Raw genomic sequence first — 22,993 nt, 5'->3', positions numbered from 1 at the left:
GCGTGCTGTGGAAGAGTTCCTTGCGCACTCGTGAGCCTCAGGGAGTGGCTTTGGCGTGGGAGAGTTGTCCGTACCTCTGCGTGACTTGTCCGTACATGTGAGTGATGCTTTCACGTCATTGCGGCGCTGATGGGACCGGACATTGCCGGTACTGTGAGCACGGAGGAGCGTTCGAGCGAGACGGATCGTGGCGGAGTCCGTCAGGAGTTCGTGCGCGTCGAGCCCCGCGTGAGCTCATCGCCGCAGACCGAGCGGCAGACCGGGCGTGCGGGATCCTCGCACCACCCTGACCACGAACCCTCGAGCAGCCGGGCGTCACGTCCCGCGCGTCGCGCGAGTGCGATGAGGACGCACGCCGTGATGCCCGATCCACAGGAGGCGACGATCTCGCGATCGCCCACGGGGCCGAGGATCCGGCGTGCCGTCGCGGGATCTGGGAAGCGACCGGTCGCGAGCACCTCGTCGATCGGGAGCGAGCGAGCTCCAGGGATGTGGCCGGCTCGGGGGTCGATGGGCTCGCTCTGGCCGAGGTAGCGCTCGCGCGCTCGTGCATCCAGCACGCACAGCGACGGATCGTTGAGCTGATCTGCGAGTGTGTCGACGTCGAGGACCAGCTCGCCGGGCCACGTCGCAGGGACCGCGCGTGGGGTGGCGGCGGCACGGCGATCGCAGGGATCCTGGCACCTCGGACCCTCGAGCGCCTCCAGCCCGCCATCGAGGAGGTAGGCCTCCACTCCGAGGGCGTCGAGGAGCCACCACAGACGGGCTGCCGAAGCGCCGCGGGCGTCGTCGACGACCACGCAGGGCGCGCCGAGGTCGACGCCGAGGGCGGCGAGATCGCGAGCCACCTGGCCAGGTTCGGGCAGCGGGTGTCGGCCGGCTCCGGGGCGATGCGCTCCGGTGCCGACGGCCTCGAGGTCGACGAAGATCGCGCCTGGCACGTGTCCCGCGTCGTAGCGCGCTCGATGCTCGCTCACCGGGGTCCCGAGACGCCAGCGCACGTCGAGGATCTGCAGCTCGGCGCTGAGGTCCGTCGGGGCGAGGATGGGATCGCGGCTCACGAGCCTCCCTCTTCGAGAGAGCTCGCGAGATCGTCGTCACTGGCGTCGTCGCCAGCGTCGTCGAACGGTTCGAGGGGGGCCGGGAGCGCCTTGCCGCTACGACCGGAGACTTCGCCGAGGCGACGAGCGAGCGCCATCGCGTTGCCTCGGCCGCTCCGCAGTTGACCCTCGGCCCGTTCGTAGGCGTTCCGTGCGACCTGGAGCCCCTTGTCGATCTGGAGGAAGCTCTCGGCGAAGCTCGCGATCTTGTCGGCGAGGCGTCTCGCGAGGCGCTCGGCCTCCTCGGCACGGCTGTCGCGCTCGGCGCCGCGCCAGAGGAATCCGACCAGCTTCAGGACTGGGATGAGGGTGGTCGGGGTCGCGAGGAAGATCCCCTTGCCGATGGCCAGCTCCATGAGCGCCGGGTCGGTCTCGAGTGCGAGTGCGAGCGCCGACTCGATCGGCACGAAGAGGAAGGTCCCGTCCAGGGCGCCGTCGACGAGGCGGTCGTAGCGATGGTCGGCGAGCTCGTTGATCTGACGGCGCAGCGCCTCGGCGTGTGCGCGTGCGGCGGTGTCGTTCGCCGGGTCCTCGACCGCGCGGAGGTAGTCGACGAGCTGGACCTTGGCGTCGATGACGAGATGGCGTTCGCCGGGCAGGTTGATGATGGCGTCGGCGATCACCGTGCGCCCGTCGTCGTCACGAAAGGCGACCTGGAGGTCGAAGTCGCGATGCTGGGTGAGGCCGGCGCCGACCAGGAGGTTCTCGAGCACGAGCTCACCCCAGTTGCCGCGCTGCTTGGGGCTTCGCTGGAGGGCTTGGGTGAGCTCGTGGACCCGCGTGCGCAGCTCCTGGTTCTCGGCGACGAAGCTGCGCAGGCTCTCCTCGACGGTCCCGGTGAGGCGCTGGTCGTTGGCGAGCTGCTCGCTGATCGAGGCTGCGAGCTGCTTGAGCTGGTCCATCCGCTCCGTGAGGGTCGTGCTGAGCTGGGTCGCGGCTTCGCTCCCGCTGGCACGCAGCGTCGTGGTGATCTGCTCGCGAGCGGAGCGAAGCTGCTCGTCGACGAGCTTGCGGAGCGTATCGGCGCTCTCGAGGAGCAGCTTGCGGCCGTCCTCGAGCGACGCGAGCCGCGGCTGGAACTCCTTGTCGAGGAGCGCCGTGGCCTTCTGGATCGCTTGCTCGGAGCCGTGGTCGAGGTGCTCGGCGACGACGCGCTTGACCGTCTCCTCGACGCTTCGCTGGGCCTGGTCGAGGAGCGGACCGAGGTTCGTCTGCTCGGCAAGGCGTTGCGGCTCGAGCTGCGCGAGCTTCGTCCTCGCTTCGACGAGCTGGGTCTCGAGGGTTCGGGTCGCATCCGCGGCTGCGGCTCGTTGGTCACCGAGGCGACGAAGCAGCACGAGTGCCGTGGTGAGTGCGCCGAGGAGGAGCCCCACGCAGAAGGCGAGGACAGCGATCATCGGTCGTCGAGCGCCCAGGCTGCCTCGATCGCTACGCCGATCGCGAAGGCGTCCTCGTCGAGCACCATGCGGTTGGAGTGGTTCGCATGGGGCTCGGCGACCCCGGGTGGGGCTGCTCCCAGGAACGCCATGGCGCCGGGCACGCGCTGGAGCACGTAGGAGAAGTCCTCGGCACCGAGGATCGGGTTCTCGAGCTCGAGCGCGTGATCGGCGCCGAGGACCGAGCGGGTGAGCTCGAGGACGTGCGCTGCTTCGCGCGGGTCGTTGCGCGTCACCGGGTAGCCGTTCATGGGCCAGCTGAGCTCGACCTCGAGGCCGTGGGCCGTGGCGACACCGCTGGCGACGCGCTCGATGAGCGATCGGATCGCGCTGCGCGTCTCGTCGGTGACCGCACGCCAGGTCCCGCGCACGAGGGCGTGTTCCGGGATGACGTTGAAGGTGGTCCCAGCCGCCAGGTGACCGACCGTGAGCACCGCCGGCTCGACCGGATCGATCCGGCGGCCGAGCGCGCTCTGGAGCGCGAGCACGAGCTCTGCGGCCGCTGGGATCGGGTCGCGTGCCTGGTGTGGCGCGGAGGCGTGACCGCCCTTGCCGACGAGACGGATCTCGAACTCGTCGGCGCTCGCCATCAGGGCGCCCCCGCGCGTCGCGATCACGCCTGAGGGGAGGTTCGAGAAGATATGGATGGCGAAGGCAGCGTCGACGCCGTGGCGCTCGAGGAACCCCTCGGCGAGCATCCGACGCGCGCCGTCGTGGCCCTCCTCGCCGGGCTGGAACATGAGCACCACGGCGCCGGCGAGATCGTCGCGGTGGCGCACGATGAGCTCGGCAGCACCGAGCGCCATCGCCATGTGCGCATCGTGGCCGCAGGCGTGCATCGCGCCGGGCCGACGCGAAGCGAAGGGCAGGTCGGTCTCCTCCGTCATCGGGAGCGCGTCCATGTCGGCGCGCAGCAGCCGCACCGGCCCCGGCCGCGCGCCGTCGATGCGCGCCACGATCGATCCGAGGCTCGCCCCGAGCTCCGGCTCGAGCCCGAGCGCGCGCAGCCGTGTGACGAGGCGTGCCTGGGTGTCGGGGAGGGCGAGCCCGACCTCGGGCTCGGCGTGGAGCTCGCGTCGGAGGGCGATGACCTCCGGTGCGAGCTGGCGAGCCTCCTCGACGAGGCCCTCGGGCACGCTCATCGACGCACCTCGTCGCCGGCGCGGCCCTCGTCGCGGAGTCGGAGCCAGCGCTCGATCCCCGTCGCGTTGGCGTGGATACCGCTCAGGGTGAGGAGTCGGTCGCGAGCCTCGGGTGCCACGACCTCGAGCGAGGGCAGGAAAGCGTCGGCGAGGGCCTGCTCGAGGTCGCGCCCCTCTCGAAGTGCGCGCTCGCCCACGTCGCACCAGGCTCGGAGCTGGTCGGCCGCCTCGGTGAGCAGGTCGTCAGCGTGCTCGAAGCGGCCATAGTGCGCAAAGGCGAGGTGCGACGGTCGTCGCGAGCGCATGGCCTCCAGGCTCGCGAGCGCCTTGTCGAGGTCGAAGTCGGGCGGAGGCGTGGCTGGCCAGAGCACCCCGACCTCCGGGAGGCGTACGCCGACGGCGTCCCCGCAGAACATGGTGCCGCTGGGTTCGTGGAAGATCGAGACGTGGTGCTTGGCGTGGCCCGGCGTCTGGAGGACCTCGAGCTCGAGTCCCTCCGTGACCGTGATGCGCTGGCCGTCGTCGAGCGCCACGATCCGCTCGGCCGGGGTCGGATCCAGTCGGCCGTAGAGCTCGTCGAGGAGCGGCCCGTAGACCTGCTGGGCCGAGGCGACGAGCCGAGTCGGGTCGGCGAGGTGCCGTGCGCCCGCAGGATGGACGTAGACCGTGGCGTTCGGGAAGGCTCGTGCGAGATCGCCGACACCGCCGGCGTGGTCGAGGTGGATGTGGGTCACGACGATCGCGGCGAGCTCGCTTGGACTGATGCCGAGTTCGGCGAGCTCGGCGATGAGCGTGGGCGCGCTCGACTGCGAACCGGTCTCGATGAGGACGGGGCTCGCGCCTTCGACGACGAACCCAGCGGTGATGTGCGTCCAGCCCCCGAGGCGGGTATCGATCTCGAGCAGGCCTGGCGCAAGTGGGGTTGCCATAGCCCGAGTGTATCGAGCCCCGCGGCTCGACGATGGCGCGGGCTTCGTCGTCGCTCACCACGGCGCTGGACATCCCCCGTCGTGGGCTCCGTCTGCGCTAGGGGACGCAGCCCTCGGTGGACACCGGGTTCTGCGGGCCCGAGAGGGCGCTGTGCACCTCTGCCGCGACGGCCGGAGCAGCCAGTGCGAAGCCGACGTAGGGGTTCGTGGTCGATCGGGAGAAGACCACGCCGAGGACCTGTCCGTTCAGGCCCACCAGTGGTCCTCCGGAGTTGCCTGGCCGTACGATCGCATCGAGTTCGTACACGAGGCGGCTCGTGAGTCCCTGGTTGTAGATGTCCCGCCCGACTGCGTTGAAGCTCGCCATCACCCCGGCGGATCCGTAGGTCAGCGGTCCGCCCTCGGGGTAGCCGAGCACGACGCCCTGGGTACCGCGCGCTTGGACCTGCGTGTCGAAGTGGAGGGCGGGCACGTCGTAGCCGGTCGTCTTCAAGACGGCGATGTCGAGGTGAGGATCGTAGAGGATGACGGTGGCCGCGATCTGTGATCCAGAGGGCAGCACGAGGAACGTGCTCTGCTCGCCGGCGACGACGTGGGCGTTGGTGACGAAGTAGCCCGGACCCACCGAGAAGGCGCTGCCCTCTTGGATCTCACCGCAGGCGAGTCCCTCCACCTTGACCATCGACGGAGCGACCTCTGCTTCGACGTGGTTGACCTCGGCCTGGCTCGGGAGGCTGACCGGGCCCGCGAGCGCTGGCGGGATCGACGCGAAGACGGTCGGGAAGCCCTCGGTGGAGAAGAGGGCGTCCACCCGAGCGAAGACGCTGGGCGCAGGAGGGAGCGTGGCGTCGAGGGCGCGCACGATCTCGGAGCTCGAGACTTCGGAGGCGAGCGCCGGGATCGGCGCGTTCAAGGCGAGTGCGGCCACGACCCAGATGATGAGCAAGGTCGCGATCACCGAGACGATCGATCCGGCTCCAGCGTCCACCCTGGCGAGATGGGCTCGACGCACGTGTCCGACGATGCGCGTTCCGAGGGCGCGAGCGGCCGCCGAGGTGATGGATGCGACGCCGAAGAGCGCCACGAGGGCGATGAACGTCCGCAGGACTCCCTGTGGGGCGAGATCGGCCAGGTACGGTGCGATCGCAGCGCCTGCGAGCAGCCCGAGCCAGAAACCGATGTACGAGGAGAGCTGGATGGTTGCACCCACCCGGAGCCCACGCACGGCCGAGAACCCCACCACGACCAAGATCACGAGGTCGACGAGGTTGAACCCGAGCACGCTCGCGATCATCGGATGGCCACCGCTCGAACCTGAGCCAGTCGTGGCCTGGTGCGACCAGGGGGCACGAGTTCAGTGTAGGAGTGGGATCGTCACCTCGGCAGAGTGCCACAGCGCGGACTCAGCCAGGGGACGATGCCGCAGCCTCGGCGCCTCGGTTAACGTTGGGTCAGCACGTGCCCGAAGGAGACTGTATGCACGCCACGCCCACGCTTGCGAGTGCTTCGACCGTGGTTCGGCTCTCGCTGCACGTCCTCTCGGCGAGCATCTGGGTCGGTGGACAGCTCGTGCTGGGGGGTCTCGTCCCGACCGTGCGCAAGGAGTCGCCGGGCGCGATTCCCGCGGTGGCGAGGGCATTCGGTCGCCTTGCCTGGCCAGCGTATGTGGTGTTGCTCGCGACCGGGGTCTGGAACGTCGTCGCGGTGGGTGCACCAAGGGGCGCGTACGCCGCCGTGCTGGTGGCCAAGATCGCCGTCGCGGTGTTCTCGGGCATCGCGGCCTGGCTCCACCAGCGAGCCAGCTCGCGAGCTGGCCTCGCGCTCTGGGGTGCGCTGAGTTCGCTCTCGGCAATTGCGGCTCTCGTGATGGGGGTGTGGCTCGCCGGCTAGCCACTAGCATCGTGGGCCCACGGGCCAACGTCGTCCCATCGTCATCGACTCGTTACGTACGAGGAGCCCACGCCATGGACGACCGGCTAGGCCGCTCGCTACCGCCGCTGTATCGACCCGATGCCGAGCACGACGCCTGCGGTATCGCAGCCCTCGCTCGGCTCGACGGCGTCCGATCGCATGCGCTCGTCGAGCAAGCCCTCGGCGCGCTCGTCAACCTCGAGCACCGCGGGGCGAAGGGCGCCGAGCCCGACACCGGCGACGGCGCCGGCATCTTGACCCAGAACCCGGATGCCTACTGGCGATCCCTCGGGATCGACCTACCCGACGAGGGTGCCTACGTGACGGGCATCGCGTTCGCCGAGCGCAGCGTCGAGGAGCTGCGTGACGCGCTCGCGAGCGGGCTCGGTCCGGAGCTCCGCCTCATCGCCGAGCGTGCGGTGCCGCGTGACTCGAGCGTGCTGGGAGCGACCGCGCGGCGCAGCGAGCCCACCATGGTCCAGGTGTTCCTCGCGTCGACGCAGGGACGGCGCGACGAGGCGCTCGAGATCGATGCGTGGTTGGCTCGCCGACGGCTCGAGCATGCCCATCCGTGGCTGTACTTCCCATCGCTGTCGGGCCGGACCATGGTCTGGAAGGGGATGCTCTCGGCGCCGCAGGTGGCCGCCTACTACCGCGACCTCGAGGCCGAGGAGCTCACCAGCGCGCTCGCGCTCGTGCACTCGCGATTCTCGACGAACACCATGCCGTCGTGGCGTCTCGCGCATCCCTTCCGGATGGTGGCCCACAACGGTGAGATCAATACGATCCGTGGCAACCGCGCCTGGATGCGAGCTCGCGAGTCGCTGCTCGCTCACCCGGAACTCGGTCCTCGGCTCGCCGAGGCGCTGCCGATCACGCGCACGGACGAGAGTGATTCGGCCTCCTTCGACGCGGTCTTCGAACTCCTCGTGCGGGGCGGGAGGAGCCTCGCGCACGCCATCTTGATGATGATCCCCGAGGCGTGGGAGCACAACGAGGAGATGGAGCCGCGCGTGCGCGACTTCTACCGCTTCCATTCCTCGCTCATGGAGCCGTGGGACGGCCCTGCTGCCGTGGTTTTCACGAACGGTCGTGAGGTCGGCGCGGTGCTCGACCGCAACGGTTTGCGCCCGGCCAGGTGGTGGCGCACCGACGACGGCCTGGTGGTGCTCGGCTCCGAGGCGGGGATCGTCGACGTGGCGCCCGACCATATCGTCGCGAAGGGTCGACTCGAGCCCGGTCGCGTGTTCCTCGTCGACACCGAGCGCGGCGAGGTGCTCGACGACCTTGCCGTGAAGCGCGAACTGGCCGGCGCGGCCCCGTGGGGAGCCTGGCTCGCCGCGAACCTCGTCACGTTGGACGACCTCGCGCCACGTACCATGCTCATCCCACAGCACGGATCGATCGTGACGCGCCAGCAGCTCTTCGGCTACACCGAGGAAGAGGTGCGTCGCATCGTCACCCCCATGGCTGAGCGCGGGGAGGAGCCCATCGGATCCATGGGGGCCGACATCCCGCCGGCGGTGCGCTCGGAGGCCCATCGGCCACTGTGGGACTTCTTCGTCGAGCAGTTCGCACAGGTGACGAACCCTCCCCTCGACGCGATCCGTGAGGAGCTCGTCACGAGCGCCGCAGGCACCATCGGCCCCGAGCAGAACCTGCTCGTGCCCGAGCCGACGGCGGCGCGACAGATCTTTCTCCCGCACCCGGTCCTCGACAACGACGAACTCGCCAAGCTGCTCTACATCGACGAGGACGGTGAGCACGCCGACCTTCGGGCGCACGCCATCGACATGCTCTACCCGGTGGCGGAGGGGCCGAGTGGGCTCGAGGCGGCGATCGGCCGGATCCGGGACGAAGCGGTGCAGGCCATCGAGCGCGGAGCCGCGGTCATCGTGCTCTCCGATCGGCACGCGAGTGCGGAGCTCGCGCCGATCCCGTCCCTGCTCGCGACCTCGGCGGTCCACCACCACCTCGTGCGGCACCGCTTGCGGACCCGTGCGGGGCTCGTCGTCGAGTGCGGTGACGCGCGCGAGGTGCACCACTTCGCCGCCCTCATCGGTTTCGGCGCGGCGGCGGTCAATCCCTACCTCGTGTTCGACACCATCGTCGACCGCATGCGGGCCGGTCTCATCGTCGGACCGACGCCCCGCCAGGCGATGCGCAACTACGTCAAGGCCGCGACGAAGGGCGTCGTGAAGGTGATGTCGAAGATGGGCATCTCCACCATCGCCTCCTACACCGGCGCACAGGTCTTCGAGGCGATCGGACTGGCGCGAGACCTCGTCGACGAGTACTTCCCCGGGACACCGGCGCCGATCGAGGGCATCGGCCTCCGAGAGATCCACGAGACGGTCGCCTACCACCATCGGCGTGCCTTCGAGGTGCGACCCGAGGCAGAGGCCCATCGCGAGCTCGAGGTCGGCGGCCTCTACCAGTGGCGTCGTGAGGGGGAATACCACCTGTTCAACCCCGAGACGGTGTTCTTGCTGCAGCACGCCACGCGTGAGGGGCGCATCGAGGTGTTCCGTCGCTACGAGCAGCTCGTCGACGAGGGTGCTCGGCGGTTCGCGACGCTGCGGGGCCTGCTCGCGATCCGCGAGGCGGCCGATCCCCTCCCGATCGAGGAGGTCGAGCCCGCCGAGGCCATCGTCACGCGCTTTGCTACCGGTGCGATGTCGTATGGCTCGATCTCGAAGGAGGCGCACGAGACCCTCGCGATCGCGATGAACCGGATCGGAGCGCGCTCGAACTCGGGCGAGGGTGGCGAGGACGCCGAACGTGCGTTCCCTGACGCGGATGGTCTCGATCGTCGATCGCGGATCAAGCAGGTCGCCTCCGGCCGCTTCGGCGTGACGAGTTTCTACCTCGCATCGGCGGACGATCTCCAGATCAAGATCGCCCAAGGCGCCAAGCCAGGCGAGGGTGGCCAGCTCCCGGGCCAGAAGGTCTACCCCTGGATCGCGAAGACGCGCATGGCGACCCCCGGTGTGGGGCTCATCTCCCCGCCCCCCCACCATGACATCTACTCCATCGAAGACCTCGCCCAGCTGATCTACGACCTCAAGGCGGCCAATCCGCGGGCACGGGTGCACGTCAAGCTGGTCGCCGAGGCCGGCGTCGGCACGGTGGCCGCTGGGGTCGCCAAGGCGCACGCCGATGTGATCTTGATCTCCGGTGGCGACGGCGGGACGGGAGCGGCTCCACTCACGTCGCTCGCCCACGCAGGGAGTCCCTGGGAGCTCGGCCTCGCCGAGGCGCACCAGACTCTGCTCGCCAACGGGCTGCGCGATCGGGTGACCCTCCAGGTGGACGGCCAGCTCAAGACCGCACGCGACGTGATCGTCGCCGCGCTCCTCGGTGCCGAGGAGTTCGGTTTTGCGACCACCGCGCTCGTGGTGTCGGGGTGCATCATGATGCGGGTGTGCCACCAGGACACCTGCCCGGTCGGGATCGCCACGCAGAATCCGGTCCTTCGCGAGCGCTACAGCGGTCGGCCGGAGTTCGTCGAGCAGTTCTTCTGGTTCCTCGCCGACGAGGTGCGCGCGTGGCTGGCCAAGCTCGGCGCCCGGTCGTTGGACGAGATCATCGGTCGTGCGGACCTGCTCGAGGTCGTGGATGCACCGGAGGCACGCCAGCTCGGACTCGAACGGCTGACGTGGGCGCCGGAGCCGTGGCCGGGGCAGGCGCGCCGGCGGGTTCGCTCCCAACCCGACGTGCTGGCCGGGCGGCTCGACGAGGACATCATCGCCCAAGCCGAGGCGGCGCTCGAGCGCGGCGAGGGGGTGACCATCGCCGCCGAGGTCACCAACACCGATCGGGCGGTCGGGACCACCCTCGGCTACGAACTCACCCGACGGTGGGGGGAGGCGGGGCTCGCCGACGACACCATCGTGCTGCGCCTCAGCGGAGCCGCCGGCCAATCGCTCGGGGCGTTCGTGCCGCGCGGGGTCACGGTGGAGCTCGTCGGCGAGGCCAACGACTACGTCGGCAAGGGGCTCTCCGGTGGGCGGCTCATCGTTCGTCCTCCGGCCCAGGCCGCCTGGTCGACGGACGACACCATCATCGTCGGCAACGTCGCCCTCTTCGGCGCGACGAGCGGGGAGTGCTTCGTTCGCGGTGTGGCTGGGGAGCGCTTTGCCGTTCGCAACTCGGGCGCCGTCGCGGTGGTCGAGGGCGTCGGTGATCACGGGTGCGAGTACATGACCGGTGGTCTCGTGGTGGTGCTGGGGCGGTTCGGACGCAACTTTGCGGCGGGCATGTCGGGCGGGCTCGCGTTCTTGTGGGATCCCGACGAGCGGTTGCTGGCGCGCGTGAACCAGAGTCTCGTCGACCTCGATCCCGTTCCCGATGAGGAGCGTGATCGACTCTGGAACCTCGTCGCTCGGCACGCAGAGCTGACCGGATCGCACCGAGCGCGCCAGATCGTGGCCGAGGGTCCGGGTGCTCTCGATCGCTTCCTCTGCGTCTACCCGCGCGACTTCAAGCGCGTTCGGAGCGAGATGGGACGCGCCGCCCTGCGTCAGCGCACCCCGACCGCGTCATGAGGATGCCCGCATGACGAGGCGCACCACGACCCGACGAGGCGCGAGCCAGCCAAGGAGGCGACGCCATGGCCGCTGATCCGCAGGGATTTCTCACCTTCGAGCGAGAGGGTCCGCCCAAGCGACCCGTAGCGCTTCGGATCCGCGACTGGCACGAGGTGACCGACCGGTTCGACCCCGCAACCCTCGAGCGCCAGGCGCGCCGATGCATGGACTGTGGCATCCCGTTCTGTCACCATGGGTGCCCACTCGGGAACGTGATCCCCGAGTTCAACGAGCTCGCCGGCCGCGGGCAGCTCGAGCGCGCGGCAGAGCGACTGCTCGCGACGAACAACTTCCCCGAGTTCACTGGTCGGCTCTGCCCGGCGCCGTGCGAGGCGGCGTGTGTGCTCGGGATCAATCGGGATCCGGTCTCGATCGAGGCCATCGAGCGAACCCTGGCCGACGAGGCCGCAGAGCGCGGCGTCGATCGACCGATCGTGGCCCAGCGTCGCAGCGGTCGTCGGGTGGTCGTGGTGGGTTCGGGCCCTGCTGGTCTCGCAGCCGCGCAGCAGCTCGCGCGCGCCGGGCACGAGGTCGAGCTGCTCGAGCGCCACGATCGTGCAGGCGGTCTGCTGCGCTATGGCATCCCAGAGTTCAAGCTCGAGAAGCACCTCGTCGATCGGCGTCTCGAGCAGCTCGTCACCGAAGGCGTCACGGTACGCACCGGCGTGGGCGTCGGTACCGACGTCACCTTGAGCGAGCTCGTCGCCGAGGCCGACGCTGTCGTGCTCGCGCTCGGCTCCACCCGTCCTCGCGATCTCGTGGTCGAGGGACGCGCGGGAGCCGGGGTGCACTTCGCGATGGACTACCTGCGCGCGGCCAACCTCGAGGCGCTCGGGACCCCGATCGTCGGCGCACCGAGCGCGCGTGACGCGCGTGTGGTGATCGTCGGCGGCGGCGATACCGGGGCGGATTGTTTGGGCACGGCGCACCGCCAAGGGGCAGCGCACGTCCTGCAGCTCGAGATCCTGCCAGCGCCGCCGCGAGAGCGTTCGTCTCGACACCCCTGGCCGACGTACCCGGTGCTGCTGCGGACCTCGAGCGCGCACGAGGAGGGCGGCGATCGCCGCTGGGCGCGTCGCACGGTGCGCATCGAGCGCGGCGAGGACGGACGAGTCCTCGGGCTCACGACCGAAGCCGTCCAGCTCGTCGACGGCAACCTGGTGGCGGTCCCCGGGACCGACGAGCTCATCGAGGCCGACCTCGTGCTGCTCGCCATGGGCTTCGTCGGTCCGGAACTCGACCGCATCGACCCCGAGCGCGCGCTCGCTCGGACGCCTCAGGGGACCATCGCGACCGACGACCGCTTCGCGACCTCGATTCCGGGGGTGTTCGCAGCTGGCGATGCGAGGCGCGGGCAGTCGCTCGTGGTGTGGGCCATCGCCGAGGGACGTTCGGTCGCGCACGACGTCGATGCGTGGCTGATGGGCGCAAGCGACTTGCCACGGCCGATCGAGCCCTCGACGCGCGCGCTCGCCGTCTAAGTTGACAGTGAGCTGAGCCTTCCTGCCTCGGTATGGTCGGTTCTGGCTTGAGCCGGTCCGAGATCGAGTCGATACCCTGATGACGGGAGGCGGTGTGGGCGGTCGCACGCTGGCATGGGGGGCTCGTCCGCTGCTGCGGACGCTGCTCCTCGTCGTGCTCGCTGCCGCCTTCGCAAGCGCCTTCATTACCCTTCGCCCGGGCTCGTCGTCCTCCGACGCGTTGGCCCCGGGCCGGAGCGCGCTCGCCTCGGCGACGATCAGCCCCGGGTATGACTTGGTGGCGGCCGATGGTGGGGTGTTCAGTTTCGGTGACGCCGGCTTCTACGGCAACACCTACACCCTGGGACTCACAGGCCTTGGAGGATCGCGCCCCCTCGCCGCCCCGATCGTCGCCATGGCCCCGACCCCCGACGGCAAGGGCTACTGGCTGGTGGCAGCCGACGGTGGGGTGTTCAGTTTCGGTGACGCCGGCTTCTACGGCAACACCTACACCCTGGGACTCACGGGCCTGTCCGGCTCCCGCCCCCTCGCCGCCCCGATCGTCGCCATGGCCCCGACCCCCGACGGCAACGGCTACTGGCTGGTGGCGGCCGATGGTGGGGTGTTCAGCTTCGGTGACGCCGGCTTCTACGGCAACACCTACACCCTGGGACTCACAGGCCTTGGAGGATCGCGCCCCCTCGCCGCCCCGATCGTCGCCATGGCCCCGACCCCCGACGGCAAGGGCTACTGGCTGGTGGCAGCCGACGGTGGGGTGTTCAGTTTCGGTGACGCCGGCTTCTACGGCAACACCTACACCCTGGGACTGACGGGCCTGTCCGGCTCCCGCCCCCTCGCCGCCCCCGTGGTCGGGATCGTCCCCGATCTCGCGCCACCGCCACCGCTCGCGATCGATGCCCAGAGTGCGAGCCAGGCACTCTCGCAGCTCGCCGTCGCGAGCGCCGTCTCGGCGACCCTCAGTCCGACCGGTGGTGTGCCCGGCTACCGGTGGTCGGCGAGCGGTTTGCCAGCTGGGCTCTCGCTGACGAGCGCTGGCGAGCTTGTCGGTGTGCCCCTCGCTGCAGGGTCCGGGACGGCCACCTTCAGCGTCACGGACTCGGCGGGCGAGACCGCGACCCTCAGTCAGGCCTGGACCGTGGCGATCGGCTCGCAGACGTCGCAGCAGGTCTCGCAGAATTGGTCGGGGTATGCGCTCGAGGGCGCGGCCCGGGGTTCGGTGACGAGCGTGTCGACGCGCTTCGTCGTGCCGACGCCGCAGACAACGTCGACGACCTGCGAGAGCAGCGTGCCCTGTGATACCAGTGTGTGGATCGGGGTGGACGGTGCGACGAATTCGTACCTGCTCCAAGCGGGCGTCGCCGTCGGGAACCAGGCGTTCGCGGGCGAGGGATTCTGTGGCTCTGGGGCCGCGGCGGAGTGTGCGTGGTGGGAGGAGATCACGCCGTCGAACGAACAACCGGCCGTGCCCATCTCGCCCTCGGCCCTGTCGGTGAGTCCCGGCGACACCATGGAGGTGACGATCACCGAGGTCGGGGCCGATCAGTGGACGATCACGATCGCCGATCTCACGACGGCGCAGCAGGTCACGATCGGTGCCGCGACGCCGATCAGCTACGGGGGGCCCGCGAACTCGGCGGAGTGGATCGCCGAGGCCCCGACGGTCGCCACGTCGACGGGGACGTGTGAGTTGCCGGCGGAGCCGTCGGTGACGTCGTTCCTCGATCCGCTCGCGGTCGCAACCCCCGGGACCACCTTCACGCTCGCGCCACTCGCCTTCAGCGACTCGACGGCGTCGTCGATCAACCCGGTCTGTCAGTTCCCCACGGCGAGCTCGATCGCTACCCAGGGCGACATCACGAGCCCGCTCGGTTCGTCGTCGGGCGGGACCACCTTCAGCGTCCAGACGTCGACGACCCCGTGAGGGTCTCGGTGCCGGGGCGGCTGCCCAGGGTGTCGTGGTCGCTGAGCGCAGCGAGGGCGCCGAGGAGGTCACCGACCAGGTGCGGCTGCTCGACCGGGTGCCTCACCGGGCGCGTGGGGTCGATCTCGTAGTGGTTGCGACGGCCGATGCGGGTGCGAACGACGTAGCCCGCTCGAATGAGGTCCGCGACGATGCCCTGGGCTGCTCGTTCGGTGATGCCGACCCGCTCGGCGATGTCGCGGATTCTGATGCCGGGATCGCGCGCGATGCACACGAGCACATGACCGTGGTTCGTCAGGAAGGTCCAGGTGGGTGCGGAGGGCTGCCGGGACGTGCGCGACTCGATGCCCGTGTCGAGAGCGGCGTGCTCGGCATCCTCGGCGACCACGGCGGCGATCCTAGTCAGGTGAGCTCGTGCGCGGGTGCTCGCCACCGGTCGGGGGAACGCGGGCGTGATCGGCGTGAGTGTCGATTGGAGCCGGCGAGGATGTGCCGCTAGCGTGAGGGCCGAGGCGCGCTGGGGGAGCGCCCTCACGATGAGAACGCCTGGCCGGTCATCGGCGTGGGGGGCCGTGGTCGGCCAGCGCGTGCGAACCGCGAAGGAGGCCGTCGCCGATGGCACGAGGAAGCGACCAGCCGACCCCCATCACCGTCGCCTACGGCGACGGTATCGGACCTGAGATCATGAGCGCGGTGCTGGAGGTGCTCGAGAAGGCCGGCGCCCGGCTCGCGATCGAGACCATCGAGGTCGGCGAGGCGCTCTGGCGTCGGGGGATCACGTCGGGGATCGAGCCGTCGGCCTGGGAGTCGCTGCGGCGTACCAAGGTGTTCCTGAAGGCCCCGATCACCACCCCGCGCGGCGGCGGCATGAAGAGCCTGAACGTCACGATTCGCAAGGCACTCGGCCTGTTCGCCAACGTCCGCCCCTGCCCGACGTACGCCCCGTTCATCCAGACTGCGCACCCGGGCATGGATGTGGTCGTCATCCGCGAGAACGAGGAAGATCTCTACGGCGGCATCGAGCATCGCCAGACCGAGGACGTGGTGCAGTGCCTGAAGCTCATCAGCCGACCGGGTACCGAGCGACTCGTGCGCTACGCCTTCGCCTATGCCGAGCGCCACGGTCGTCACAAGGTGACCTGCCTCGTCAAGGACAACATCATGAAGCTCACCGACGGCCTGTTCCGTCAGGTGTTCGAGGAGGTGGCGAGGGAGTATCCGAACCTCGAGACGGAGACCTTGATCGTCGACATCGGCACCGCCCGCCTCGCGGCACGCCCCGAGGACTTCGACGTCGTCGTCACGCCGAACCTCTACGGCGACATCGTCTCCGACGTCGTCGCCGAGGTCGCGGGCTCCGTGGGGCTCGGTGCGAGCGCCAACGTCGGTGCCGAGGTCGCCATGTTCGAAGCCATCCACGGCTCGGCGCCCGAGATCGCCGGCCGGGGGATCGCCAACCCCTCGGGACTCCTGTTGGCTGCGGTGCTCATGCTCGTGCACGTCGGTCAGGGGGACGTCGCCGAGCGCGTCCACAACGCATGGCTCGCCACCATCGAGGACGGCATCCACACCGCCGACGTCTACCACCCCGAGCGCTCTCGGGCCAAGGTCTCGACGGAGGGGTTCGCGGCGGCGGTCATCGAGCGGCTCGGGGCCTCGCCTGCGACGCTGCCCGTGGTGCACTACCCCGCGAGCGCCGAGGCCATCCGCGTCGAACCCAGCCCACGGCATGCGTCGGTGAAGGTGCAGGTCGGTCTCGATGTCTTCGTGGAGTGGACCGGCACCGTCGACGAGCTCGCCGAGCGGTTGTCGGCGGCCGCGCCGGTCGGGATTCGCCTCGACATGATCACGAACCGCGGCCAGAAGGTCTGGCCCGACGGGTTGCCGGAGACCTTCTGCGTCGACCATTGGCGGTGCCGGTTCGTGACCGACGCCGGTGCGATGGCGCCCGCCGAGGGCGTCGCGCTCCTCGGCGCGCTCGCCGAAGCCGGCCTCGCGTTCGTCAAGGTCGAAGGGCTCTTCACCTTCGACGGCGTACCCGGCTTCTCGATGGGCCAGGGCCAGTAGGTCAGCGCGCCAGCGGCGCGAGCGCATCGGCGAGCGCGTCGAGGTAGGTCTCGACGTGGGCGAGCGTCGTCGTCGGCGCCACGAGCGTCATCGCGTGGAAGGGCGTGAGCAGCACCTCGCGATTGGCGAGCGCGAGATGGAGGTAGCGGTCGAGGTCGACGTCGGCCGCGCGAGCCGAGTCGGCCCCGGTGCGTGGAGGCGGGGACACGAAGCGCACCTCGCTCCGGGCACCGAGCTCGACGACGCTCCAGTCGAACCCATGGTCGGCCAGCAGCGCTCGCTCGCGTCGCACGAGTTCGTGGGAGACCGCACCCATCTCGTCGAAGGCGCGTTCGGTGAGCACCTCGGTGAGGGTCGCGCGCGCGGCCGCGAGGGAGAGCGCGTTGCCCGCGAGCGTGCCGCCGATGCCGCCGGTGTCCTCGAGGTCGGCGTCTCGGTCGGCGACGATGGCGTCGGCGAGTTCGGCACGAAGTCCCCAGGCACCGATCGGGACGCCGCCACCGATCGCCTTGCCGATGGTGACGCCGTCCGGACGGAGCCCGAGCTTGCCGGTGAGGCCTCCCGGGCCAGCCGAGATCGTGTGGGTCTCGTCGAGCACGACGAGCGAGCCGTAGTGGTGCGCGAGCTCGACGAGGCCTTCGAGGTAGCCCTCATCGGGGAGGACGATCCCGATGTTGGTGAGCGCGGGTTCGGTGAGGACGGCGGCGACTTGGCGGTCGGCGAGCGCGGCCTCGAGGGCCCCGAGGTCGTTGAAGGGCACGGCACGGGTCGTCGTCGCTGGATCGACGGCGGGGCCGACGTTCCCCGGGCGCGAGCGGGTCAGCGCACCGTCGAGCACGACGAAGGACTCATCCACCGTGCCGTGGTAGCACCAGTCCATGACGACAACCAGCGGCCGCTTGGTGAGCTGGCGCGCCGTGCGGAGCATGAAGCGGTTGGCGTCGGTCGCCGAGAGGGTGAACTGCCAGCGCTCGACTCCGAAGCGTCGCGTGAGTTCGTCCGCGACCACCTCGGCGTCGTCGGTCGGGAGCATCGTGGTGAGACCACCCGACTCCAGGCGAGCACGGATGGCTCGCGCGGTTGGCTCAGGGCTGTGGCCCGCCATGGCACCGGTGTCGCCGAGGCACACGTCGAGGTAGCGGTGGCCGTCGACGTCGACGAGTTCTGAGCCCTTGGCGCGCTCGACGGTGATCGCGAACGGCGTAGCCCACCGGCGCATCCAGGTCATGGGCACACCGCCGACGAGATGCTCGCCCCGTCGGCTGGCGAGCTGGGCGCTCACGGGGTGACTGGCACGGAAGCGCTCGGCCTCGTCGGCGAGGAGCGCGCCGAGACGATCACGGTCGACGAGTGTCATAGGGGATCCTTCCGTTGGATCGGATTCGTGTGTGTTCTGGCTCTGAGTCTAAGGATTACATCGCCTGTTGACAAGGATGCGACGCAAATCGTCGTCGAGGGTCGATACCACGGCCGATCGCATCCCGATCGGGGTCGCCGTCGGATGCTACGATGCGTCCATGGCCAGCGAGCTGGGCGGCCGTGCCGGAGGCACCGGACGCAGGGTGCGACTCGGGTGGGAGGCGCTCGGCACCGTCACGATGGCGGGAACGCTCTTCGTGATCGTGCTCGATCCGATCGGCTCGGCCGTGCGTGCCGTGTCGGTCGGCTTCGTCCTCGCACTCATGGTGGCGGTGTGGCTCGCGCTCGGCAGGGTCGGCTTCGAGCGGCCTGGGCTCGCCCGCTGGCTGCTCGTGGGACTCGAGGGCACCTTGCTGCTGGTGGCGGTGGCCCTCGATGCGAACGCGGCCTACCTCTTGCTCGCTTGGAGCTTCCTCGCCTACGTGCTGCTGGCGGCCTCGGTGTCGGTCCCGGTCGTCATGGGGGTCGCCGCTCTCGTCGGCCTCGAGACGCACCTGCTCCCTCGCCCCCCTGTTCCCTGGGCCACCATCGTGTCCTGGTACGTCCCCGACATCGCCGCGGGCACCATGCTCGCGGTGTTCCTCGAGCGCACGAGGCGCCACGAGGAACTCCTGCGCCACACCATCGACGAGCTGCGCGCTGCCCAGACCACCATGCGCGAGCTCGCCTATCGCATGGGAGAGCTGCACGAACGCGAGCGACTCGCCGCGCGCATCCACGAGACCGTGGCCCAACACCTCGTGGGCATCCTCCTCTTGGTGCGTGGTGAGGCGCCCACCGAAGGGGCACGGCTCATCGAGGAGGCCTCGCTCGCGGGTCTCGAGGCGACTCGATCGTTGATCCGCGAGCTGCGACGGCGCGAGGAGTCGCCCGAAGCGCTTGCCGACGTGGTCTTGGTGGAGGCGGCGCGCCTTCGCGCGGCGGGTCTCGAGGTCGAGGTGGTGGGGGACCTCGAGGGGCTCGAGTTGCCGCCGATGGTACTGGACCTCGCCGCACGGTTGCTCGCGGAGGGCTCGACCAACGTCCTTCGCCACGCGATCGGTGCGACCCGCGTCCGCCTCGAGGCCCGACTCGAGGGAGCGCAGCTCGTGCTCGGGGTGGTCGACGACGGCGCAGCTCCGGCCGACCCGCGCCAGCTCGAGGGGCACCTCGGCCTCGCGCTGCTCGCCGAACGTGTCGAGCGTCTCGGGGGTCTGTTCGAGGCCCACCCGAGAGAGCACGGTGGTTTCGAGCTCGCCGCCCGTCTGCCGTATCGGATGGCCCGAGCCATCGAGGAGCCTGCGTGGACCGCGTGATCCGGGTCGTGCTGGTCGACGACCACCCGATCGTGCGCCGTGGCCTCACCGCATCCCTCGAGCGTGCCGGTGACGTTGCGGTCGTCGGGGAGGCAGCGAGCGTGAGCGAGGCACGCGCCGTCATCGATCGGGTCGCACCCGACGTGGTGCTGTGCGACCTGCGTCTCGCCGACGGTGACGGGGTGCGGCTCATCGCGTGGCTCTCGGTGCGGGGGACGGGCGCGCCGCTGGTCGTGACCGCCTACGAGGATCCGTACCTCGTGCGATCGGCGGTCGAGGCGGGAGCGCGTGGCTACGTGCTCAAGGACGCCACCGAGGCCGTCCTGCACGACGCGGTGCGCCGGGTGGCGCGAGGAGGCATCGCCTTCGTCGGCGTCGGGGATGTGGCGGGCGTCCTCGGTTCGGACGTCGTGCTCTCCGATCGCGAACGTCAAGTGCTCGAGCTCGTGGCACGAGGCCGCACGAACGTCGAGATCGCAGAGGCGCTCGCCATCTCGGAAGCGACGGTCAAGACGCACCTTGCCCACGTCTTCGACAAGGTCGGTGCGACCAATCGCACGTCTGCGGTGCTGCGCGCGATGGAACTCGGTCTGATCGCGCGCAGCCTCGAGTACTTCACCAAGGGGCGCGGCGCGGTTGGCTCGGGTGGCCCCTAGCCTGGTGGGACTGGGGTTGGTCGTGGGACGGGTGGAGGCAGGGGGCTGGCGATGCGCATCGCAGCGGCGAGAGAGCGCAAGCACGACGAGCGCAGGGTGGCGATCGTGCCGGACACGGTGGGACGCCTCAGCCGGCTCGGTGTCGAGGTAGTGCTCGAGCACGGTGCCGGCGCTGCGGCAGGCTTTTCCGATGCGGCCTATGCCGAACAGGGGGCCACGCTCACCGACCTTGCGGCGCTCGCACCCGACCTGCTGCTCGCCATCGGGCCGCCGCCCGGCGAGGTGCTCGACACCGTACGCCCCGGGGGTCTCGTCGTCGGACTGCTCGGGCTCGCGACAGACGATGCGATCCTCGAGGCCGTCGCCAAGCGCGGACTCGGCGCCATCGCGCTCGAGCTCCTCCCACGCACGAGTCGCGCGCAGTCGATGGACGTGCTCTCCTCGCAGGCCTCGCTCGCGGGTTACAAGGCGGTGCTGGTGGGTGCGAACCTCCTCGGGCGCATCATGCCGCTCCAGATGACCGCCGCAGGCACGCTCACGCCCGCGCAGGTGCTCGTGCTCGGCGCCGGGGTGGCCGGTCTGCAGGCCATCGCCACGGCGCGGCGGCTCGGTGCGCGCGTCGAGGCCTTCGACGTCCGTCGGGCGGCGAGAGAGGAGGTGGAGAGCCTCGGCGCTCGCTTCCTCGAGGTGCCGCTCGATGCGGCCGAGGGCGAAGGCGGGTACGCAGCCGCCCAGAGCGAGGAGTACCTCGAGCGACAGCGGGCGCTGCTCGCCGAGCGCGTCGCCGAGGCCGACCTCGTCGTGACGACCGCCCAGATCCCGTTCCGCCAGGCGCCGAGGCTCGTGAGCGGCGCGATGGTCGAGGCGATGCGGCCCGGCGCGGTCGTCGTGGATCTCGCCGCCGACACCGGTGGCAACGTCGAGGGGTCGCGTCCCGGCGAGATCGTCGAGACGAACGGGGTACGCATCGTCGGCGCGTCGAACCTCGCCGCCGAGCTCCCGACGCACGCGAGCCAGACCTTTGCCCGCAACCTCGCGAACCTCGTCGAGCTCATGGTGACGGACGGCGAGCTCCACCTCGACGACGAGCTGGTTCGCGCGACGCTGGTCGTCGACGGCGGCGAGATCCGCTGGTCGCGCCCCGCCTAGGCTGAGTGGGATCGACGATCGGGGGGTTGATGACCGCTGGTGAGCTGAACGACCTGACGGTGCTCGTGCTCGGTGCCTTCATCGGGTTCGAGGTCATCTCGCGCGTGCCGACGATCCTGCACACCCCGCTGATGTCGGGATCGAACGCGATCCACGGCATCATCCTGGCCGGAGCGCTCGGCATTCTCTTCGGTGCGCACGGGGCGCTCGAGGTCACACTCGGTGTCCTCGCGGTGGTGCTCGCCACCATCAACGTGGTCGGGGGCTTCGTCGTCACCGACCGCATGCTCGAGATGTTCAAGGGGCGAAGGAGCCAGCAGTGATCCTCGCGGCCCTCGCCGCTCGCCAGGTCGCCGTCGACATCGCCTACCTCGTCGCAGCGTCGCTCTTCATCCTCGGTCTGCGGGGCCTCGCCTCACCCCGCTCCGCTCGACGCGGCAACCTCACGGCCGCGGTCGGCATGGTGATCGCCATCGCCGCGAGCCTCGTCGGTGAGCATCCCTCGGCCGGGGTCGTCGAGCTCGCGGTCGCGGCCGTCGTCGTGGGTGCGGTGATCGGCGCGGTCTCGGCGCGTCGCGTGCGCATGACGGCGATGCCCCAGATGGTGGCGGCGTTCAACGGCGTGGGTGGCGGCGCGGCCTCCACCGTCGCGATCGTGAGCGTGCTCGCCACGCGAGGTGGGGGTGCGACGCTCGCGTCGGTGGCCTCGGTGCTCTCGGTCGCGATCGGCGCGATCTCGTTCGCGGGGTCGGCGATCGCCTTCGCCAAGCTCCAAGAACTCATGACCGGGCGCCCCATCACCTACACCGCCCAGCAGGTCGTGAACGCGCTCTTGCTGCTCGCGGTGATCGGAGGGATGGTCGCGGTCGCGGTGGGGCCCACCGATCGGGTGGCCCTTGGTGTGCTGGTCGCCGCAGCCGTCGTCCTCGGCGTGGCGTTCGTGCTGCCGATCGGTGGCGCGGACATGCCGGTCGTGATCTCGCTCCTGAACGCCTTCACCGGTCTCGCCGTCGCCGCGACCGGTTTCGTCGTCCACTCGACCGTCGTGATCATCGGCGGCACCCTCGTCGGTGCGTCCGGGACACTGCTCACGAAGCTCATGTCGGACGCGATGGGTCGCTCCCTCGCCAACGTCCTCTTCGCGGCGGTGGGCTCGGCGCCTAAGGGCGCGGGCGGCGCCGAGGGCATCCCCGAGGGTGCGACCGTTCGATCGGGGACCGCCGACGACATCGGAACCATGCTGGCCTATGCGTCGAAGGTCGTCATCGTTCCGGGCTACGGTCTCGCGGTGGCCCAGGCGCAGCACACGGTGCGAGATCTCGTGCGCGCTCTCGAGGGGCGCGGGGTCGAGGTGAGCTTCGGGATCCATCCCGTGGCGGGCCGCATGCCAGGTCACATGAACGTGCTGCTCGCGGAGGCGGACATCCCCTATGAGCAGCTCCACGATCTCGAGCAGGCGAACGACGAGTTCCGGACCACCGACGTGGTCCTCGTCGTGGGCGCGAACGACGTCGTCAACCCTGCCGCGAGGACGCAGTCGTCGAGTCCGATCTACGGTATGCCGATCCTCAACGTCGACGAGGCGAAGACGGTGGTGTTCTTGAAGCGCTCCATGCGGCCTGGCTTCGCTGGGGTCGACAATCCCTTGTTCTACAACCCGAAGACGGTGATGCTCTTCGGCGACGCGAAGGCGTCGCTCGCCGCCCTCGTCGCGGCCGTCAAGGCGGCGTGAGCCACTCCGGCGCGACGAGGCCCCGGCACGTTCCAATGCTGAAGGCCAATGCTGAAGGGTTGATGAGGCCCGTCGGCGTGGATCCGTGAACGTTCTGGGGTCCTCGTACGTACCTCCTCTCGGCACGTAGAAGCGTGCCGTGGCCGCAGACCACACACCCCATGGG

Annotated in this window: 17 protein-coding genes; 10 read left to right on the top strand and 7 right to left on the bottom strand. The window is 70.0% G+C overall.

Annotated elements, in window-relative coordinates:
• Nucleotides 1–200 precede the first annotated feature (200 nt).
• From AFER_RS10320 to AFER_RS10300, 5 genes are all read right to left on the bottom strand, one after another.
• A complete protein-coding gene (locus tag AFER_RS10320; RefSeq protein ID WP_015799373.1) occupies nucleotides 201–1,061 on the bottom strand; it encodes a sulfurtransferase in 861 nt (286 codons plus the stop codon).
• Nucleotides 1,058–2,497, bottom strand: coding sequence for a DNA recombination protein RmuC (locus AFER_RS10315; RefSeq protein ID WP_015799372.1), 1,440 nt, complete (start codon nucleotides 2,495–2,497; stop codon nucleotides 1,058–1,060). The genes AFER_RS10320 and AFER_RS10315 overlap by 4 nt, the downstream gene beginning before the upstream one ends.
• The gene (locus AFER_RS10310) at nucleotides 2,494–3,678 is read right to left on the bottom strand and encodes a M20 metallopeptidase family protein (RefSeq protein ID WP_015799371.1); all 1,185 of its coding nucleotides are present in this window, start codon (nucleotides 3,676–3,678) and stop codon (nucleotides 2,494–2,496) included. Before AFER_RS10310 ends, AFER_RS10315 begins: the two co-directional genes overlap by 4 nt.
• Nucleotides 3,675–4,607, bottom strand: coding sequence for an MBL fold metallo-hydrolase (locus AFER_RS10305; RefSeq protein ID WP_015799370.1), 933 nt, complete (start codon nucleotides 4,605–4,607; stop codon nucleotides 3,675–3,677). Before AFER_RS10305 ends, AFER_RS10310 begins: the two co-directional genes overlap by 4 nt.
• A 97-nt stretch (nucleotides 4,608–4,704) precedes the next feature.
• Nucleotides 4,705–5,901, bottom strand: coding sequence for a MarP family serine protease (locus tag AFER_RS10300; protein WP_015799369.1), 1,197 nt, complete (start codon nucleotides 5,899–5,901; stop codon nucleotides 4,705–4,707).
• A gap of 182 nt (nucleotides 5,902–6,083) precedes the next feature.
• On the opposite strand from AFER_RS10300, the gene AFER_RS10295 reads away from it, so the two are divergent.
• From AFER_RS10295 to AFER_RS12135, 4 genes are all read left to right on the top strand, one after another.
• Complete coding sequence (locus tag AFER_RS10295) at nucleotides 6,084–6,497, top strand: hypothetical protein (protein WP_015799368.1); 414 nt, start codon at nucleotides 6,084–6,086, stop codon at nucleotides 6,495–6,497.
• 74 nt (nucleotides 6,498–6,571) lie between these two features.
• Entirely contained in the window at nucleotides 6,572–11,065 is a 4,494-nt protein-coding gene (gene gltB, locus AFER_RS10290) for a glutamate synthase large subunit (RefSeq protein ID WP_015799367.1), read from the top strand.
• Nucleotides 11,066–11,130: 65 nt separating this feature from the next.
• The gene (locus AFER_RS10285) at nucleotides 11,131–12,588 is read left to right on the top strand and encodes a glutamate synthase subunit beta (protein ID WP_015799366.1); all 1,458 of its coding nucleotides are present in this window, start codon (nucleotides 11,131–11,133) and stop codon (nucleotides 12,586–12,588) included.
• Between the two features lie 79 nt (nucleotides 12,589–12,667).
• Entirely contained in the window at nucleotides 12,668–14,509 is a 1,842-nt protein-coding gene (locus AFER_RS12135; protein ID WP_041661839.1) for a G1 family glutamic endopeptidase, read from the top strand.
• On the opposite strand, the gene AFER_RS10275 is transcribed toward AFER_RS12135, so the two are convergent.
• The gene (locus tag AFER_RS10275) at nucleotides 14,481–14,897 is read right to left on the bottom strand and encodes a helix-turn-helix transcriptional regulator (RefSeq protein WP_015799364.1); all 417 of its coding nucleotides are present in this window, start codon (nucleotides 14,895–14,897) and stop codon (nucleotides 14,481–14,483) included. The genes AFER_RS12135 and AFER_RS10275 overlap by 29 nt on opposite strands.
• Nucleotides 14,898–15,124: 227 nt before the next feature.
• Between AFER_RS10275 and AFER_RS10270 the strand changes: the two genes are divergently transcribed.
• Nucleotides 15,125–16,576, top strand: a complete 1,452-nt coding sequence (locus tag AFER_RS10270) for an NADP-dependent isocitrate dehydrogenase (protein WP_015799363.1) — start codon at nucleotides 15,125–15,127, stop codon at nucleotides 16,574–16,576.
• Nucleotide 16,577: 1 nt separating this feature from the next.
• Here the strand turns inward: AFER_RS10270 and AFER_RS10265 are convergent, their stop codons facing one another.
• Nucleotides 16,578–17,933 (bottom strand): transaminase, encoded by a 1,356-nt coding sequence (locus tag AFER_RS10265; protein ID WP_015799362.1) that lies wholly within the window; start codon nucleotides 17,931–17,933, stop codon nucleotides 16,578–16,580.
• Between the two features lie 76 nt (nucleotides 17,934–18,009).
• On the opposite strand from AFER_RS10265, the gene AFER_RS10260 reads away from it, so the two are divergent.
• Genes AFER_RS10260 through AFER_RS10240 form a run of 5 tightly spaced genes read left to right on the top strand, consistent with a single transcriptional unit; the run spans nucleotide 18,010 to nucleotide 22,827 of the window.
• On the top strand, nucleotides 18,010–19,290 hold the full coding sequence (locus AFER_RS10260) for a sensor histidine kinase (RefSeq protein ID WP_015799361.1): 1,281 nt from the start codon (nucleotides 18,010–18,012) through the stop codon (nucleotides 19,288–19,290).
• Nucleotides 19,278–19,946 carry a response regulator transcription factor gene (locus AFER_RS10255; RefSeq protein WP_015799360.1) on the top strand — a complete coding sequence of 223 codons (669 nt, stop codon included), beginning with the start codon at nucleotides 19,278–19,280 and terminating at the stop codon, nucleotides 19,944–19,946. The genes AFER_RS10260 and AFER_RS10255 overlap by 13 nt, the downstream gene beginning before the upstream one ends.
• Before the next feature lie 51 nt (nucleotides 19,947–19,997).
• A complete protein-coding gene (locus AFER_RS10250) occupies nucleotides 19,998–21,095 on the top strand; it encodes an NAD(P) transhydrogenase subunit alpha (RefSeq protein WP_015799359.1) in 1,098 nt (365 codons plus the stop codon).
• A gap of 29 nt (nucleotides 21,096–21,124) precedes the next feature.
• Nucleotides 21,125–21,418, top strand: coding sequence for an NAD(P) transhydrogenase subunit alpha part 2 (locus tag AFER_RS10245; protein ID WP_015799358.1), 294 nt, complete (start codon nucleotides 21,125–21,127; stop codon nucleotides 21,416–21,418).
• The gene (locus AFER_RS10240) at nucleotides 21,415–22,827 is read left to right on the top strand and encodes an NAD(P)(+) transhydrogenase (Re/Si-specific) subunit beta (RefSeq protein WP_015799357.1); all 1,413 of its coding nucleotides are present in this window, start codon (nucleotides 21,415–21,417) and stop codon (nucleotides 22,825–22,827) included. Before AFER_RS10245 ends, AFER_RS10240 begins: the two co-directional genes overlap by 4 nt.
• The last annotated feature ends 166 nt before the right edge of the window (nucleotides 22,828–22,993 follow it).

Source organism: Acidimicrobium ferrooxidans DSM 10331 (assembly GCF_000023265.1).
Lineage (GTDB): Bacteria > Actinomycetota > Acidimicrobiia > Acidimicrobiales > Acidimicrobiaceae > Acidimicrobium > Acidimicrobium ferrooxidans.
The sequence above is the reverse complement of the archived record's forward strand: the minus strand, read 5'-3'. Positions and strand labels throughout refer to the sequence as shown.

Bases quoted from the DNA above. Each gene is read 5' to 3' on its own strand.
- AFER_RS10315 (WP_015799372.1), bottom strand. From the start codon at position 2,497: ATGATCGCTGTCCTCGCCTTCTGCGTGGGGCTCCTCCTCGGCGCACTC.
- AFER_RS10310 (WP_015799371.1), bottom strand. From the start codon at position 3,678: ATGAGCGTGCCCGAGGGCCTCGTCGAGGAGGCTCGCCAGCTCGCACCG.
- AFER_RS10305 (WP_015799370.1), bottom strand. From the start codon at position 4,607: ATGGCAACCCCACTTGCGCCAGGCCTGCTCGAGATCGATACCCGCCTC.
- AFER_RS10300 (WP_015799369.1), bottom strand. From the start codon at position 5,901: ATGATCGCGAGCGTGCTCGGGTTCAACCTCGTCGACCTCGTGATCTTG.
- AFER_RS10295 (WP_015799368.1), top strand. From the start codon at position 6,084: ATGCACGCCACGCCCACGCTTGCGAGTGCTTCGACCGTGGTTCGGCTC.
- gltB (WP_015799367.1), top strand. From the start codon at position 6,572: ATGGACGACCGGCTAGGCCGCTCGCTACCGCCGCTGTATCGACCCGAT.
- AFER_RS10285 (WP_015799366.1), top strand. From the start codon at position 11,131: ATGGCCGCTGATCCGCAGGGATTTCTCACCTTCGAGCGAGAGGGTCCG.
- AFER_RS12135 (WP_041661839.1), top strand. From the start codon at position 12,668: ATGACGGGAGGCGGTGTGGGCGGTCGCACGCTGGCATGGGGGGCTCGT.
- AFER_RS10270 (WP_015799363.1), top strand. From the start codon at position 15,125: ATGGCACGAGGAAGCGACCAGCCGACCCCCATCACCGTCGCCTACGGC.
- AFER_RS10265 (WP_015799362.1), bottom strand. From the start codon at position 17,933: ATGACACTCGTCGACCGTGATCGTCTCGGCGCGCTCCTCGCCGACGAG.
- AFER_RS10260 (WP_015799361.1), top strand. From the start codon at position 18,010: ATGCGACGCAAATCGTCGTCGAGGGTCGATACCACGGCCGATCGCATC.
- AFER_RS10250 (WP_015799359.1), top strand. From the start codon at position 19,998: ATGCGCATCGCAGCGGCGAGAGAGCGCAAGCACGACGAGCGCAGGGTG.
- AFER_RS10245 (WP_015799358.1), top strand. From the start codon at position 21,125: ATGACCGCTGGTGAGCTGAACGACCTGACGGTGCTCGTGCTCGGTGCC.